The 15,389-nt window shown below is 70.0% G+C and carries 13 protein-coding genes; 5 read left to right on the top strand and 8 right to left on the bottom strand.

The features are described 5' to 3' along the window. Positions 1-235 precede the first annotated feature (235 nt). Positions 236-2,707: a DEAD/DEAH box helicase gene (locus ACZ5ZX_RS34940; RefSeq protein WP_465506252.1), complete on the top strand. Its 2,472-nt coding sequence runs from the start codon at positions 236-238 to the stop codon at positions 2,705-2,707. A 10-nt stretch (positions 2,708-2,717) separates the two neighbouring features. Here ACZ5ZX_RS34940 and ACZ5ZX_RS34935 read toward each other — a convergent pair whose 3' ends face one another. The 8 genes from ACZ5ZX_RS34935 to ssd all read right to left on the bottom strand — a co-directional run bounded on the left by ACZ5ZX_RS34935 (position 2,718) and on the right by ssd (position 8,192). Further along, a complete protein-coding gene (locus ACZ5ZX_RS34935; protein ID WP_465506251.1) occupies positions 2,718-3,344 on the bottom strand; it encodes a bifunctional DNA primase/polymerase in 627 nt (208 codons plus the stop codon). Positions 3,345-3,753: 409 nt separating this feature from the next. Further along, a complete protein-coding gene (locus tag ACZ5ZX_RS34930) occupies positions 3,754-4,110 on the bottom strand; it encodes an Rv3654c family TadE-like protein (RefSeq protein WP_465506250.1) in 357 nt (118 codons plus the stop codon). Further along, positions 4,107-4,463, bottom strand: a complete 357-nt coding sequence (locus ACZ5ZX_RS34925; RefSeq protein WP_465506249.1) for a TadE family type IV pilus minor pilin — start codon at positions 4,461-4,463, stop codon at positions 4,107-4,109. The genes ACZ5ZX_RS34930 and ACZ5ZX_RS34925 overlap by 4 nt, the downstream gene beginning before the upstream one ends. Further along, positions 4,463-4,636, bottom strand: coding sequence for a DUF4244 domain-containing protein (locus ACZ5ZX_RS34920; RefSeq protein ID WP_465506248.1), 174 nt, complete (start codon positions 4,634-4,636; stop codon positions 4,463-4,465). The genes ACZ5ZX_RS34925 and ACZ5ZX_RS34920 overlap by 1 nt, the downstream gene beginning before the upstream one ends. Before the next feature lie 34 nt (positions 4,637-4,670). Continuing rightward, positions 4,671-5,249, bottom strand: coding sequence for a type II secretion system F family protein (locus ACZ5ZX_RS34915; protein WP_465506247.1), 579 nt, complete (start codon positions 5,247-5,249; stop codon positions 4,671-4,673). Beyond that, positions 5,243-5,983: a type II secretion system F family protein gene (locus tag ACZ5ZX_RS34910; RefSeq protein ID WP_465506246.1), complete on the bottom strand. Its 741-nt coding sequence runs from the start codon at positions 5,981-5,983 to the stop codon at positions 5,243-5,245. Before ACZ5ZX_RS34910 ends, ACZ5ZX_RS34915 begins: the two co-directional genes overlap by 7 nt. After that, positions 5,980-7,122: a TadA family conjugal transfer-associated ATPase gene (locus ACZ5ZX_RS34905; protein WP_465506245.1), complete on the bottom strand. Its 1,143-nt coding sequence runs from the start codon at positions 7,120-7,122 to the stop codon at positions 5,980-5,982. The genes ACZ5ZX_RS34910 and ACZ5ZX_RS34905 overlap by 4 nt, the downstream gene beginning before the upstream one ends. Continuing rightward, the gene (gene ssd / locus ACZ5ZX_RS34900; RefSeq protein WP_465506244.1) at positions 7,119-8,192 is read right to left on the bottom strand and encodes a septum site-determining protein Ssd; all 1,074 of its coding nucleotides are present in this window, start codon (positions 8,190-8,192) and stop codon (positions 7,119-7,121) included. Before ssd ends, ACZ5ZX_RS34905 begins: the two co-directional genes overlap by 4 nt. Positions 8,193-8,790: 598 nt before the next feature. Here ssd and ACZ5ZX_RS34895 point away from each other — a divergent pair. The 4 genes from ACZ5ZX_RS34895 (at position 8,791) to ACZ5ZX_RS34880 (ending at position 15,207) form a co-directional block, all read left to right on the top strand. Next, positions 8,791-9,588, top strand: a complete 798-nt coding sequence (locus tag ACZ5ZX_RS34895; RefSeq protein WP_465506243.1) for an HAD family hydrolase — start codon at positions 8,791-8,793, stop codon at positions 9,586-9,588. Positions 9,589-10,163: 575 nt separating this feature from the next. Beyond that, positions 10,164-11,969, top strand: coding sequence for a glycoside hydrolase family 3 protein (locus tag ACZ5ZX_RS34890; protein WP_465506242.1), 1,806 nt, complete (start codon positions 10,164-10,166; stop codon positions 11,967-11,969). Further along, a complete protein-coding gene (locus ACZ5ZX_RS34885) occupies positions 11,966-13,246 on the top strand; it encodes an exo-beta-N-acetylmuramidase NamZ family protein (RefSeq protein ID WP_465506241.1) in 1,281 nt (426 codons plus the stop codon). Before ACZ5ZX_RS34890 ends, ACZ5ZX_RS34885 begins: the two co-directional genes overlap by 4 nt. A 185-nt stretch (positions 13,247-13,431) precedes the next feature. Further along, positions 13,432-15,207 (top strand): serine hydrolase domain-containing protein, encoded by a 1,776-nt coding sequence (locus ACZ5ZX_RS34880; RefSeq protein ID WP_465506240.1) that lies wholly within the window; start codon positions 13,432-13,434, stop codon positions 15,205-15,207. Positions 15,208-15,389 lie beyond the last annotated feature (182 nt).

Genomic DNA, 15,389 nt, shown 5'->3' with positions numbered 1-15,389 from the left:
CCGAACGTCACGCTAGTCGCACTGCAAGGCACGTCTCACATGACGCTCGCCACAGACGGTGTGGATTGCGGGAGTGTATTGGTAGTGGGATGGCGGGCGGCAGGGCGTCCCCGGCACCGTACGTTCCGTTACCTTGTGAGGCTGATCACTGTATCGATCATCCGTGCCCCCTCCCGGAGCTCGATCCGATCGGCGGCGGCCGTTTTCTGTCGGTGCGCTGTGCGAAGCTCTGAAGGTGGACGGCACGGCGGAATCCGGTAAGGGCCGGCGGCTTCTCGACCGCGCGACGGCGGGGATCCCCGCTTCGCTGTACCCGGTCACCCATGTGGCCGAACTTCCCGCTCGCCGGGCGGATTCGGTGGACTGGCCGGAGTGGGTGGCGGCTCCGGTCGTCGAAGCGCTGGCGGCGAGCGGGGTCAAGGCTCCGTGGCGGCATCAGGCCGAAGCCGCCTCACTGGTCCGCGATGGCAGGCACGTCGTGATCTCCACCGGCACGGCGTCGGGTAAATCGCTCGCGTACCAGTTGCCCGTGCTCTCGGCACTCGTCGAGGACGAGCGGGCTTCGGCGCTGTACCTGTCCCCGACCAAGGCACTCGGCGCCGATCAGCTGCGCGCCGTTTCCTCATTGGAAATCAAGAAGGTGCGCGCGGCGTCGTTCGACGGCGACACTCCGCTGGAGGAACGGGACTGGGTACGCGCCCACGCGAACTGGGTGTTCACCAACCCGGACATGCTGCATCGCGGGATCCTCTCGTCGCACGCGCGCTGGTCCCGGTTCTTCCGGCGGCTCTCGTTCGTCGTCATCGACGAATGCCACAGCTATCGCGGCGTCTTCGGTTCCCATGTGGCGCTGCTGATGCGCAGGCTGCGACGGGTCGCCGCGCATTACGGCGCTTCACCGGTCTTCGTCCTCGCGTCGGCGACGACGGCGGACCCGGCCGCGTTCGCCTCGAAGCTGTCGGGGCACGACTGTGTCCCGGTCACCGAGGACGGCTCGCCGCGCGGCTCCCGCACGGTCGCGTTGTGGGAACCCCCGCTGTTGTCGGAACTTTCCGGTGAGAACGGGGCACCGGTGCGGCGCTCGGCCGGCGCCGAGGCTTCGCGGATCCTCGCCGAACTGGTCATCGAGGGCGCCCGTTCGCTGGCGTTCGTCCGGTCGCGGCGAGGCGCGGAGCTGACCGCGCTCGGCGCGCGCCGGATTCTGTCCGAAGTGGACGGTTCCTTGGCGGAGTCCGTCGCCGCGTATCGATCCGGATACCTGCCAGAAGAGCGCCGCGCCCTCGAAGCGGCGTTGTTGTCCGGCCGGTTGCTCGGGGTGGCGACGACGAACGCGCTCGAACTCGGCGTCGACATCGCGGGCCTCGACGCGGTGGTGCTGGCCGGTTATCCCGGCACCCTCGCGTCGTTCTGGCAGCAGGCCGGGCGAGCCGGGCGCGCGGGTGACGCGGCACTGGTGGTCTTCGTGGCCCGCGACGATCCGCTGGACACCTATCTCGTGCATCATCCGGCCGCGATCCTGGACCGGCCGGTGGAAGCCGCCGTCCTCGACCCGTCGAACCCGTATGTGCTGGCACCGCAGCTGGCCTGCGCCATCGCCGAACTTCCGCTGACCGAACCGGAGGTCGCGGCCTTCGGCGGTGACGCGGCGCGGGCCGTGCTCGCCGATCTGGTCAAGGAGAAGATCATCCGGCGCCGGACGAGCGGCTGGTACTGGACTTCACGCGACCGGCCGCACGCCGACGTCGGCATCCGCGGGACCGGCGGCGAGCAGATCGCGGTGGTGGAGGCCGATTCCGGGCGGATGCTCGGCACGGTCGATCCGGGTTCCGCCTGCTACGCGGTACATCCCGGCGCGGTGTACCTGCATCAGGGTTCGTCCTATGTGGTCGACGAACTGGATCTCGAGACCGGCCTGGCCATGGTGCACGCGGAGGATCCGGACTGGACCACGTCGCCGCGCGAGATCGTCGACATCAGTGTGCTGCGCACCGAAGAGAGCAGGGTGTACGGCGGGGTCACGGTGAATCTCGGCGAGGTGTCGGTGAGTTCGCAAGTGGTCGGCTACTTGCGGAGGCGACCCTCGGGTGAGGTGCTGGACCAGACACCGCTGGACCTGCCGGAGCAGAGCCTGCACACCCGCGCCGTCTGGTACACGATCTCGGCGGAGCTGCTCGGCCCTTCCGATGGCTTGGCGGGGACCGGGGGCCATCGGTCGGGGACCGAAGTTCTGGAGCCGGTGGGGACCGGAGGCTCCAGGGTGGGGACCAAGGAACTTGGCGGGGCACCGGGGACGGGCGCCGAGTTGGATCCGGCGCGCGTCCCCGGTGCCCTGCATGCCGCCGAGCACGCGGCGATCGGCCTGCTACCGCTGTTCGCTACGTGCGACCGCTGGGACATTGGCGGGGTGTCGACCGCGTGGCACGAGAACACCGGGGAGGCGACGGTGTTCGTGCACGATGGCCATCCCGGGGGTGCGGGATTCGCCGATCGCGGATTTGCCGCGATTGTCCCTTGGCTGGCCGCAACGCGGGAGGCGATCGTTTCCTGCGAGTGCCCGGCCGGCTGCCCGTCCTGCGTCCAGTCGCCGAAGTGCGGGAACGGCAACGATCCGCTGGACAAGGCGGGGGCAGTGGCCGTTCTGGACACCGTGCTCGGGGCTTTGCGTCAGCACGGGCCGCAGTCAGGCCACTTGGTGGTTCAGAAGTGAGGTGGGTTGATCAGGCGGCGGTGGTCAGGGTCGCCACGGGGGTGGCGGCCTTGTCGCCGGCCAGCGCACGAACGAGCACGTCGTGCACGTCGGCGGCCGCGGGCAGCTGCCAGCCCCAGACCTCGGGCTTGACCCGCCAGTGCACGACACCGTGCTGGAACGGCGACGGGGGCAGCGGGATGTAGTCGTTCGCGCCGTGCCACTGGATCGAGGCCTGCGCGGCCAGTTCCTGCGGGATGCTCGCGGCGACGGTGGTGAGGAACAGCCAGCGGCCGTTCGGCATCGCGACGATCGGGGCCGGGTGACCGGTGGCGCGCAGCAGGCGGGCGGCCCGCTTGCCGAGCTGGTCGTCGACCTCGATGGCGTCCAGTACGGTGCCGGTGGCCACGAGCAGGCTGTGCGTGTCGTCACCGAACCAGGTGGCGACCTCGTGCGGGTGGGTCTCGATCAGTTCACGCCAGTTGTCCTGTGCCGGCACGGGACGCCGCCAGGTGAGGTCGTCACCTTCCGGGGTGAGCGCGGCGGGCTCCGCACCCGGGAGCACCGGCCAGCCACGCCAGGCGAGGCCGATCGCCTCCGCCCGCATCTCGATGCGGAAGGCGCCCCGCCAGCTGTCCGGCCAATTCGCGTCCAACATTACTGCCCCTGCCTCAGGTCAACTCTGTCCTGTGTCCGTGCCACCCGGCGACCTTCTCGAAGTGGCGCACATCTCAATAAACGGCAAGTTGCACATCGGGAGAAGCCCTCACGCGACAACCGGCGGTTACTTAGCGATGAACGCGCGGTGATCCGACAGGACGGACCGAACGCCGCACGTCCGATGAACGGGTGGACGCGACCGGTGCCGCACCGTTCGTCGCAGCCGAGCAGGGCATCTCGCCCAGGTGGTCACGGTCGCGACGGGCGGCGTGCGACCGTTCGCCGGGGCGCTGATCATGGCTTCGACCGCTCGCCGCGTATCAACGACCGCTGCTCGCGCCCGGTGGTTACTCGCCCGTACTACCGGCCGGTCAGCATTTGGCCGACCGTTCACCGTGCGACGTCCGTCACGGTGGCCGGTCGACCGGCCCCGCCCTCGCCCGTGCCTCCGCCTGTCCCAGGGTCGCCAGGTGTCCCCGCACCGCCGACCGCACCTCGACCAGCGCGTCTCCTCGCTCCCAGCGGCAGGTCAGCAGCGTGACCGACATCCGGACGGCGACCTGCCGCGCCCGGTCGCAGGCCGCGCCGGGACCTTCCGTGGCGTGCGAGGCCGCGGCGAGCGCCGCCAGATCGGCGGCGGCCTCGGTGTGATGCCGGGTCGTGACGGCGGCGCCGATCCAGAAGGTGACCACGGCGACGGAGATCAGGACGGCGACGATCGAGGCCGTCCAGGCGGTCGCGACTCCGCGATCGTCCGCGCTCACGGTCCGCCACCCGGCTCGGCGACCGGTTCCGCGATCGCGAAGGCGTGAGAGCGCAGCCGGATACCCGGCAGCAGTCCGGCCGCCGGTTCGGCCTCGACGCCGACGGTGATGGCGTCGCCATCGCGGACGACGTCCAGACGGGCACCGGACGGCGCTATCTCCCGCACCGCCTGTCCGGCGCGGGCGGGGTCGCCGCGGGCGAGGAGCCGGGCCGCCTCGCGGGCGGCGTCGGTGCAGCGGAGCTGATCCGCGGCGACCCCGATCCCGGCCAGCAACAGGGCCGAGACGAAGGTCAGCGCGCCGATGCCGAGCGCGGCCTCCACCGTGACGGACCCGCGGTCGCCGCCGGGCATCAGGACTTCACCGACAAGGCCCGCTCGATGAGCGCGGTCAGCCCGGCGATGACGGCGTCGCTGTTGACGACCAGGTAGAGCACACCGGCCAGCGCGGCGGCGGCCAAGGTGGCGATGGCGTACTCGACCGTCGCCATGCCGTCGTCCTCGCGGAAGGTGGGGAACTTGTTCATGGTGATCGCCTTTCGATCATGAGAATTCCGTGGGTCAGAGGATTCCGCCGAGACGCCCGGCGAGGCCGAGCACGACGGGCAGGACACCGAGGCAAAGGAACGCGGGCAGGAAGCACAGGCCGATCGGCGCGGCCAGCAGCACCCCGGCCCGTTCGGCGCGTTCCTCGGCTTCGGCGGAAAGCGACTCGCGCAGCCGTCGCGCGAGGTCCTTCGCGTGAGTCGCCAGCGCGGTGCCCGCCCTCGCGGTGCGCACCGCGGCGACGGACAGTTCGGTCAGACCGGGCCGGTCACGGACCGGCGCCCAGGCCTCGGCGGGTGCGACGCCCACGGCGAGGTGGGACGCCACCGAACGCAGAGCCGCGGCGGTCGCCGGTGAGGCGGCCGGCCCGACGGCCTCCAGCGCGACGGGCACCGGCAACCCACCTGCCAGACAAGCGGCCAGCAGGTCGAGGGTGGCCGCCGAGCTGAGAAGTTCGGAGACGCCTTTGTCCCTGGACGCCCGTTCCCGCAGCCACGTGAGGAGACGTCCCGGCCGCGCGGCGACGCCGGGTCCGACAAGTGGCCAGCAGCAGACGGCTCCGCCAAGCAGGAGGAACGCCACTGGAGTCAGCACGGCGCCACCCGCCCGGTGAGAGTCCGGCACCAGGCCGTGCCCGTCCAGATCAGCCCGCTGCCCACGACAAGCAACAACTGACCGGTGCCCGTCCCGGTGAGGACGCTGACCGGGCCCGCTCCCATCGCCTCGCCGAGCGGCAGGCACATCAGCGGCAGGGCGGCGAGGACGGCGGCACTCGCCCGGGGACCGGCCATCTTGGCCTTGAGACGGCGGCGGAAGCCGATCTCCGCCTCGGCGTCCCGCCGCGCGGCATCGAGGACGTCGGCCATCGGAAGCCCGTACCGGCCGGCGAGGGCCCACGCGTTCACCAGTGCCGGTGGCGCGTCCGGATCGGCCGTCTCGCCGCCGAGCCTGGCGGCCGCGATCAGCCCGCGTAACCGTCCGGACGACGCGGGTAGCGCCTCCGCCGCGGCTTCGGCCGCCGCCACCGGATGGGCGCCCGCCCGGAGTTCCCCGACCATCGTCCGCAGCACGGACGCGGTGAGTTCGGCTTCGGCCAGCGCCGCCTTCGCGCGTGCCCGATGCCGGTGCTCCTGGCGAACGGTCAAGGTGAGCACCAGCGTCGCCGTGGCCCAGCCGATCCCGAGAACCGGCAGAACGAGCAACGCGGGCAGGGGCCACCACCTGGCGCGAACGGCCGGGGGAAGGCGCCAAGCGAACGGAGTGCGAGCCACCTGCCTCGGCCAGCAAGCCAGCCCCGCGCCGCAGGAGAGGAGGAGCCAAGGGTTCATGCCGCCATCTCCTCGAACGGTGTCTCGTCGCCGATCCAGTGGCCTTGGCTCCACACCGGGACGACCTTGGCCTCGCCTCGCAGTGACCGCAGTACGCCCACCTCGTCCAGCCGACGGATGCCGCTCGGCAGGCGGCGCATGTGCAGGACGACCCGCACCGCCGCGGTCAGCTGGCTGTGCAGCGCGTCCCGTTTCAGGCCACCGAGGGCGGCCAGCGCCTCCATCCGGGCCGGTACCTCCGACGGCGAATTGGCGTGCAGGGTGCACGCTCCGCCCTCGTGCCCGGTGTTCATCGCGTTGAGCAACGCGCAGATCTCCTCGCCCCGCACCTCACCGACGACCAGGCGGTCCGGACGCATGCGCAGCGCCTGTCGCACGAGTTCGCCGAGGCCGATCTCGCCTGCCCCTTCGACGTTGGGTGGGCGGGCGATCAGGCTGACGAACTGCGGATGGTCCGGTTGCAGCTCACCGGCGTCCTCGACGCAGACGATGCGTTCGGCCGGGGGCACCGCGCCGAGCAGCGCGGAAAGCAAGGTCGTCTTGCCTGCCCCGGTCCCGCCGGACACCAGGAACGCGAGCCGTCGCCGGATGACCGAATCGAGCAGGGCGGCGCCACTGCTTCCGAACACCCCGCGCAGCCGCAAAGCGGCGAGATCATGGGTGGCTGGACGCAGAACGCGCAGCGAAAGGGAGGTTCCGGCCGGCGCGATCGGCGGGAGCACCGCGTGCATCCGGATCCGGCCGTGCGGCCCGACTCCCGGCAGCCAGCAGTCGGTGAACGGCTGCGCGTCGTCCAGCCGCCGTCCGCCGGCGAGGGCAAGCCGCTGGGCCAGCCTGCGGACGGCCTCCTCGTCCGCGAAACGGATGTCCGTCCTTTTGAGACCATCACCGGTGTCGGTCCAGACCTCGTCCGGCGCGGTGACGAGAACGTCGGTGGTGCCGGGGTTTTCGAGCAGCGGGGCGAGCGGTCCGGCACCGACGAACTCGTCGCGGGCCAGCCGGACCGCTCCGAGCACGGCGTCCTGACCGAGCGCGCCACCCGCTTCGGCGCGGACCGCCCGCGCGACGCTCACGGGATCCGCCTTCACGGCCGATCCGGCCAGCCGCCGCCGTACCCGTTCGACGAGATCGTCGGTCATCGCAAGGCACCGGCCAGATCCCCGCGCGCGGCGGCGAGGACCTCGGCGGCGGCCGTCGCCAGATGTCCGCGATGCCTCGGGACGAACTCACCGCGGTCGAGCGCTGTCGAAAGGGACCGCTCGCGGCCCATCGACGTGATGAGCGGGGCACCGACGGCGTCGGCGATCTCCTGCGGGATCAGCCCGGCGGGAGACGGACCCCGGACGGCGACACCGATCCGTGCCGCGTGGGGTTCGACCCTGGCGAGGACCTGTCTCGCCGCCGCGCAGGCACGCAGTTCCGCGGGGACGACGACCACGACCAGATCCGCCAGCCCGAGCACGGCGGCCGTCTCGGCGCCGAAATACCGAGGCAGATCGCAGACGACCGTCCGCCCCGCCCGCCGTCCGGCGCACAACACACCCTCGATCGCCTCCGGCCCGGGACCGCGCCCTTCCCGTCCGTAGGACACAAAGGACAGTGCCCCGGTGGCGTACCGTTTCCGCGGCAGGGTTTCGCTCAACGCCGTCATGGACACCCGGCCGCCGAGGTCGAGTTCCGGCCAGCGCGGTCCGCGATCGCGTTCGGCGGCGAGGAGTACGTCGATGCCGCCGCCGAGCGGGTCGCAGTCGACGAGCAGCCCGCCGCTCCCCGATTTCTCCGCCTGGTACGCGACGGCGGCCGCCAGTACGGAGGCTCCGGCTCCTCCCCGCCCGCCGATGACCCCGATGACGACGCCGTCGTCTCGCGCCGGCCCGTCGACGACGTCCGCGAACGCGCCGATGAGGTCACCTTCCTCGTCCGGCAGCGAAAGGACCTTCTCCGAACCGGTGTTGAAGGCACGCTCCCACGTCACCGGCGTCGGCGCGCCCTTGCAGACGAGCAGGACGTTGTTCCGCCGCAGCAGCCGGTTCGGCGTACTCGCGGCTTCTTCGTCGAGTACGACGAGCGGCGCCCTGGCCCACCTCCCGCGAGCGGCGGCCAGATCGGGCGCGCGTTCGACCTCGCAGCCCGCGGCCGCGGCCACGCGCAGAATCTCGTCGAGCAGGACGTCGTCTCCGGCGACGACGAGCGGATGTTCCTCGGCCATGACTCCCCCGGGGTTCGGTCGGATTCGGTCTGTGACTCCACGGTCGCGCCGGGTCCCGGCAACGCACAACGCCATTCCGCCGTACCTGTGGACAACCGGGGTGTTGTGGACAACTCCGGAACGGGAAACCGATTTCCGATCCGTTTCCGTCGTACCCTTCTGACACACTTTCCGGCTTTCCCGCAGCGCGCATACCCGTTTCGTTTTCCGACCTGGACGGGCACGAAAAGGGTTGGCAGCAAAGGGAGATTCGCGAGCGAGGGCCGGATCGGCGTTGTCTCAGCGAGGATTTCGCGCGCCGACAAGGTCTGAACCATTGGCGCAGCGGGAAGACGGAGGGCGGCCCCCGCCAGGGGGGAGGGACGGGGGCCGCCTGGGGTTCAGCCCCGGGGGGTCGGACTGAACCTGGGCCCGGTGCGACACCGGACAATCTCACTGTAACTCTGGTACCGGCCCGTTGCGGTGCGCGCCGGTACCCACAATTCGATAACGGCACGACGCGCCGGATCCGATGTCCGGTCGTGAATTTTCCACCGCCGTATCCCGATCGTGGTCGACCAACCGGCGAGCCGCCGTCCGGCTCTCCTATCCTTGGCGAGTGGCCCAACCCAGCACGACACCGAGCCCGGTCGCGGCGTTCTTCGATCTCGACAAGACGATCATCGCGTCCTCGAGCGCCCTGGCCTTCAGCAAGCCTCTTTTGCGCCAAGGCCTGATCAACCGCCGAGCCGCGCTTCGCAGCGCGTACGCCCAACTCGTCTTCTCACTCGCGGGTGCGGACGCGGCGAAGACCGAACGCATGCGGGCCGAGGTTTCCGCGCTGTGCGCCGGATGGGACGTCGCGCAGGTTTCCGCGATCGTCCGCGAAACGCTGCACGACGTCGTCGACCCGCTCGTCTACGCGGAAGCCGCCGAACTGATCTCCTCGCATCGCGCGGACGGTCACGACGTCGTGGTGCTTTCGGCGACCGGCGAAGAGGTCGTCGCCCCGGTCGCCGAAATGCTCGGCGCGACGCGCAGCGTGGCCACGCGCATGCAGATCGTGGACGGTCGCTACTCCGGCGAAGTCGATTTCTATTGCTACGGCGAGAACAAGGCCGTCGCCGCGAAGCAACTCGCGGCGACCTACGGCTACGACCTCGCGCAGTGCCACGCGTACACGGATTCGAGTACGGACATCCCGCTCCTCGAGGTCGTCGGGCGGCCGCACGCGGTCAACCCCGACCGCGTCCTGCGCAAGCACGCGACCGAACAGGGCTGGGAGATCCTCGCGTTCGAGCGCCCGATGTCGTTACGGACCCGGATCCCGGCCAAGTCGGCGGGCCTGGTCGCGCTCGGCGCCGTCGCCGCGGGCGCCACCTGGTACGGCTACAACCGGCGCAAACGCACCCGCTGAACGCTTACCCACCCGGCGGTACCGAGCCGGTTTTCGCAGTCAGGGCCGCGAATTGTCCGTCGCGGAGGGTGCCCGTGTCACTAGATCGAGCCTCTGTACCGGTGCACCCGTCTGCGCACTTGAAGTGACCCGGCTCACGGCGTAGAAAGTAGGTGCGGACGTTCGGTCGGCCAGGGAACAGGTAGAAGAGAAGCCTGTTCCACCCCGGCGAATCTCCGTGTGCGGACACCGGGTACCCACGCGCAGCGCGCCGCGGGAGGCTCGTCGTCTAGGGACTGCGTACCGGGACGCCGGACGCCGAGTCCATGAAGGTACGACCAGAGTTGCACGCTTGGTCGCCCGAGTTGCCTGCACTGACTGGCGGCGCCCGCCGGCTTCGGCCGACGGGCGCCGCCAGTGTTTTGCCCGTCTTTTCCGTCGTGACCGGCCACTTCGCGTCCCTTTGTGTATGAACGGACCGTTCGCGGGGGTGGCTGATGGACAAGCAAAGTGCTCGTGGGTAGCTTCCGGATATCAGTGCTTCCGGGTGGACTTCTTTCCACCTGAGAGTCAGGCACGAATCTGGGAGGCTTGAGGTGACGACCCGAACCGCGCACGCCCGTCATCGGAGGATCCATGCGCTCGCCGTACCCCTCGCGGGTCTGCTCGTCCTCGCCGTCTCGGGCGTTCCGGCGACCGCGCAGCCGGTGACCGCGGACGTGGAGGCGCAGCGGACGCTGCGCGGGCTGACCCTGGAGCAGAAGGTCGGACAGCTGTTCGTCACGTGGGTGAACGGGAAGTCCGCCGACGAGGTCAACGCCAAGAACAAGGCCGACTTCGGAGTGGACACCCCCGCGCAGGTGATCGAGAAGTACCACCTGGGCGGCGTCATCTACTTCAACAACGACAGCCGCGACAACTTCGACGACCCGGTGCAGGTCGCCAAGCTGTCCAACGGGCTCCAGCGGGCGGCCATCCGCAGCGGCGCCCACATCCCGCTGCAGATCGCGACCGACCAGGAGGGCGGCACGGTCACCCGGATGGGTGCCCCCGCCACCGAACTGCCGAACGCGATGGCGATCTCGGCCGGCCGCGACACCGCCGCCGCGCAGGAGGCCGCCCGGATCCTCGGGCACGAACTCCGTGCCGTCGGCATCAACCAGGACTTCGCCCCCGACGCGGACGTGAACTCCAACCCGGCGAACCCGGTGATCGGCGTCCGTTCCTTCTCCGGCCGCCCGGATCTGGCGAGCGACTTCGTCGGAGCGCAGGTCAAGGGCTTCCAGGACTCCGGACGGCGCTCCGAGACGGTATCCGCCGCCGCGAAGCACTTCCCCGGCCACGGCGACGCGGCCACCGACAGTCACCTCGAACTGCCCCGGATCGACCGGAGCGAGGCCAGCTGGCGCGAGACCGACGTGCCGCCGTTCAAGGCCGCCATCGCGGCGGGCATCGACTCGATCATGAGCGCGCACATCCAGTTCCCGAGTCTCGACCCGTCCGGCGAACCCGCCACGCTGTCGAAGCCGATCCTCACCGGCAAGCTGCGCGGGGAACTCGGCTACCGCGGCGTCGTCGTCACCGACTCCCTCTCGATGGACGCCGTACGCGAGATGCACACCGACGCGGAGATCCCCGTGCTGGCGCTCAAGGCGGGCATCGACCAGCTGCTGATGCCGGTGAACCTCGACCTCGCGATCAACTCGGTGCTCGACGCGGTCCGCAAGGGTGAGCTGACCGAGCGCCGCATCGACGAGAGCGTCCTGCGCGTCCTCAAGCTCAAGCTGAACCGCGGCATCCTGACCTCACCGTTCGTCGACCCGGCCAAGGTGATGTCGAAGGTCGGCGTCCCGGCCAACCTCGCCACCGCGCAGGGCATCGCGGACCGGTCGATCACCGCGATCCGCAACGACGGCGGCGTCCTGCCGCTCAAGCAGCAGCCCGCGAAGACGCTCGTGACCGGCTGGGGCGTGAGCACGACGACCTCGCTGGCCGCGAAGCTCACCGCGCACGGCACGCAGGCGACAGCGCTGCAGACCGGCCAGACCCCCACCGACGCGCAGATCGCGCAGGCCGTCGCGGCGGCCAAGAACGTCGACCTCGTCGTCGTGCTGACCAACAACGTCGGCACGTATCCGTTGCAGGGCAAGCTGTTGCAGGCGCTCGCCGACACCGGGAAGCCGGTCGTCGCCGTCGCCGCGCAGATCCCCTACGACGCCGGTTACGAGAACCCGATCAAGACGTGGCTCGCCACGTACGGCTACATCTCGCCGTCGCTCGAAGCACTGGCGAAGGTGATCCTCGGAAAGGTGAAGCCGCAGGGCAAGCTGCCGGTGGACGTCCCCGCCGGCAAGGACGTGGGCACGGTGAAGTACCCCTTCGGCCATGGGCTGACCTGGTGAACCTCAACCGCCGCCGCTTCCTCGCCACCGGGGCGCTGGCCGTCCCGGCGCTGACGGCCGCGTCCTCGGTCGCGCAGGCACAACCCCAGGTCGAGGGGCACGGCGAGAGCAAAGGTCCCCCGCTCACCCGCACCGGAGCGGACGTTCTCGCGGCCATGGGCTGGGCTCCGCTGGCCGGCCGCAAGCTCGGCGTGTTGTCGAACCCGACAGGTGTCCTGGCGAGCGGCGATCACATCGTCGATTCGATGGTCGCCGCCGGAGTCCGCCCGCTCGCCGCGTTCGGGCCCGAACACGGTTTCCGCGGCAGCGCGCAGGCGGGCGGTTCCGAAGGCGACTACACCGACCCCCGTACCGGCGTCCCCGTTTACGACGCGTACGGCGTCGATGCGACGAAGCTGGCCGGGATGTTCACGAAGGCGGGCGTGGACACCGTCGTCTTCGACATCGCCGACGTCGGCGCGCGGTTCTACACCTATATCTGGTCGCTGTACACGGCGATGGTCGCGGCGGCCAAGGTCGGCGCGGCGGTGGTCGTGCTGGACCGGCCGAACCCGTTGGGCGGCAAGGCCGCCGGACCGATGCTGAACCCCGCGTACGCCTCGGGTGTCGGCCGGAAGCCGATCGTGCAGCAGCACGGCATGACCGTCGGCGAACTCGCGCGGTTCTTCGCCGCCGAGTTCCTCCCGGCCGAAGGGGTCACGCCGGGCAGGCTCGAGATCGTCGAAGTGCGCGACTGGCGGCGTGACCAGCTCTTCGCTCGCACCGGGCTGACCTGGGTGCCGCCGAGTCCGAACATGCCGACGCCGGACACCGCGCTCGTCTATCCCGGCACCGGAATGTTCGAAGGCACCGTGTTCTCCGAAGGCCGCGGCACCACCAGGCCCTTCGAGATCATCGGCGCGCCCGGCCTCGATTGGCGCTGGCGCGAGAAGCTCGGCGAACTGCGGCTTCCCGGCGTGAAGTTCCGTGAGGCGTACTTCGTGCCGACGTTCGGCAAGTTCGTGAACGAGCCGTGCGGTGGCGTGCAGGTGACGATCACCGACCCGCGGGCGTTCGACGCCATCCACACCGCGGTCACCATGTTCGTCACCGCGAAGCAGGTGCACCCGGACAAGTTCAAGTGGCGGCCCGACAACTTCCTCGACAAGCTCTCGGGTTCCGACAGGCTGCGCACGATGATCGACAAGGGCGCCGGAGTGGCCGAGATCGTCGGCTCCTGGCAGGCCGAACTGGCCGAGTTCGACCGGAAACGCCGTCGCCATCTCCTCTATCGCTGAGGGGACGGCGGAGCTGAAGATGCATCCGAAAAGTGACCGAACGTGTGAACCCGCCCCGGCCGAAGGCCCCGCTATCGCGGTGCCACGGCGCCGCGTCCGCCACCTTGACCTGAAAGACCAGGTCCGCACCGTGGCGACGTCGATCGCGGCCGCGGGTTCCCCGACTAGCGCTGAGGGGAACGACCTTGCGTGTTAGGAAGATCCTGATCGCGGCTGTTTCCGTCCTGGTCGCGGCGACCACGCTGTCGACGGCGGGAGCACAGGCGATTCCGGGGAACGAGCAACAGCGAGACCGTGCGGCGGGCCGGTTCGACAAGCCGCGCGAAGGCTTCGCGCCCGCGTCCACGGTGCTGCGCGATGGGGCACCCGGTGAAGTCGGGCTCGATCCGGCGCCGATCAAGGCGGCCGAGCGGTTCATCGAGAGCTGGACGAAGCCGGACGCCACCGGGCATCCGCATTTCTCCGGGGCGGTCGGCCTGCTGGCGCACGACGGTGTGGTCGTCGAACGCCAGGCCGTCGGCGGCGCCCTCCGCTACGCCGACGCGAACGGCACCGAACTGCCGCCCGAGCAGCAAGTCCCGATGCGCTCGGACACGATCTTCGACATGGCCTCGATCTCGAAGCTGTTCACCTCCATCGCGGTGATGCAACTGGCCGAGACCGGCAAGCTGGACATCTCGGCACCGGTGGTGCGGTATCTGCCGGAGTTCGGGGTGAACGGCAAGGAGGCCGTCACCGTCCAGCAACTGCTGACCCACGTGTCGGGTTTCGCCGCGACGCCGTCCCCCTCGCTGTGGGAGGAGTATCCGGACATCCCGTCGCGCCGGAAGGCCGTCCTCGACAGTCCGCTGAAGAACCCGCCTGGCAGTACGTACCTCTACTCCGACATCAACCTGCTGACGCTCGGCTTCCTGGTCGAGAAGGTGGCCGGCGCGCCGCTGGACAAGGTGGTCCAGGACCGCATCGCGGCTCCGCTGGGCCTGGCCGACACCGGGTACAACCCGCCCGCGTCGAAACTCGCCAGGGTCGCGGCGACCGAGTACGCCGCGAAGCCGCCCAGGGGGCTCGTGCGGGGCGTGGTCCACGACGAGAACGCGTGGTCGCTGGGCGGCGTCGCCGGGCACGCCGGCGTGTTCTCCACGGCCGGCGACATGGCCGTACTGGCGCAGACGATCCTGAACGGCGGCGCGTACCGCGGTCACCGGATCCTGCGCGAGGAGACCGTGCGGGCGATGCTGACGAACTACAACCACAAATTCCCCGACAACTCCCACGGACTCGGCTTCGAACTCGACCAGCCCTGGTACATGGGCGCGCTGTCGGCGCCCTCGACCGCCGGGCACACCGGGTTCACCGGGACGTCGCTGGTGATCGACCCGCTGTCGCGGTCGTTCGCGATCCTGCTCACCAACCGCGTGCACCCGACGCGGAACTGGGGCTCGATCAACCTCGCCAGGGAGACGTGGGCGAGTTCGCTCGCGAAGGCGATGGCGGTCCGCCCCGTACGCGGGCGGGACGCCTGGTTCAGCGGCGCGGGCGACGTCTCCACGGCCACGCTCACGACCCCGCCGCTGCCGACCCGTGGCGGGCCGCTCAAGGTCTCCTTCGACGCCTTCGTGGACACCGAGGGACCCGCGGATTCGCTTTTCTTGGAAATAAGTACCGACAGCGGAGTCACCTGGAAAACGATTACTCTGCGTGCAAGCGGACCGGGTGCCCCCGCTGGAGACCAAACCGGCCTCGGCGGGCATGGACATCGGGCTTGGTGGCGCGTCGCCGCCGAGGTGCCACAAAGCTCACAAATCGCCCTTCGCTGGCGTTACACGACCGATGCTCGTTACACCGGACGCGGAATTTCTTTGGATGGTGTGAAAGTCACTGAACGCGGCCATTCACTGCTGGACGGTGAGCAGCGACCGGGCGCTTTTAGTGCGTCCGGGTGGCAGTTGAGCGCTAGGTAGCCGATCCACTCCGCTGCGCTGACCGCACTGCCCCGTTGACCGGGACACAGCCCCTTGCATCGCGACACTAAGTTGCCAAGTCGTTAGCTCGACCTCGTTAACGGCCTCGACCTGGTTAGCGACTTTCTGGTCAACGATTAATCGCAAATCGAATCCGCAGACACGGATAGGTTGCGATCTTC

This window comes from Amycolatopsis sp. NPDC033938 (assembly GCF_055575975.1).
Note: the sequence above shows the minus strand (reverse complement) of the source record. Positions and strands in the feature narration are given on the sequence as shown.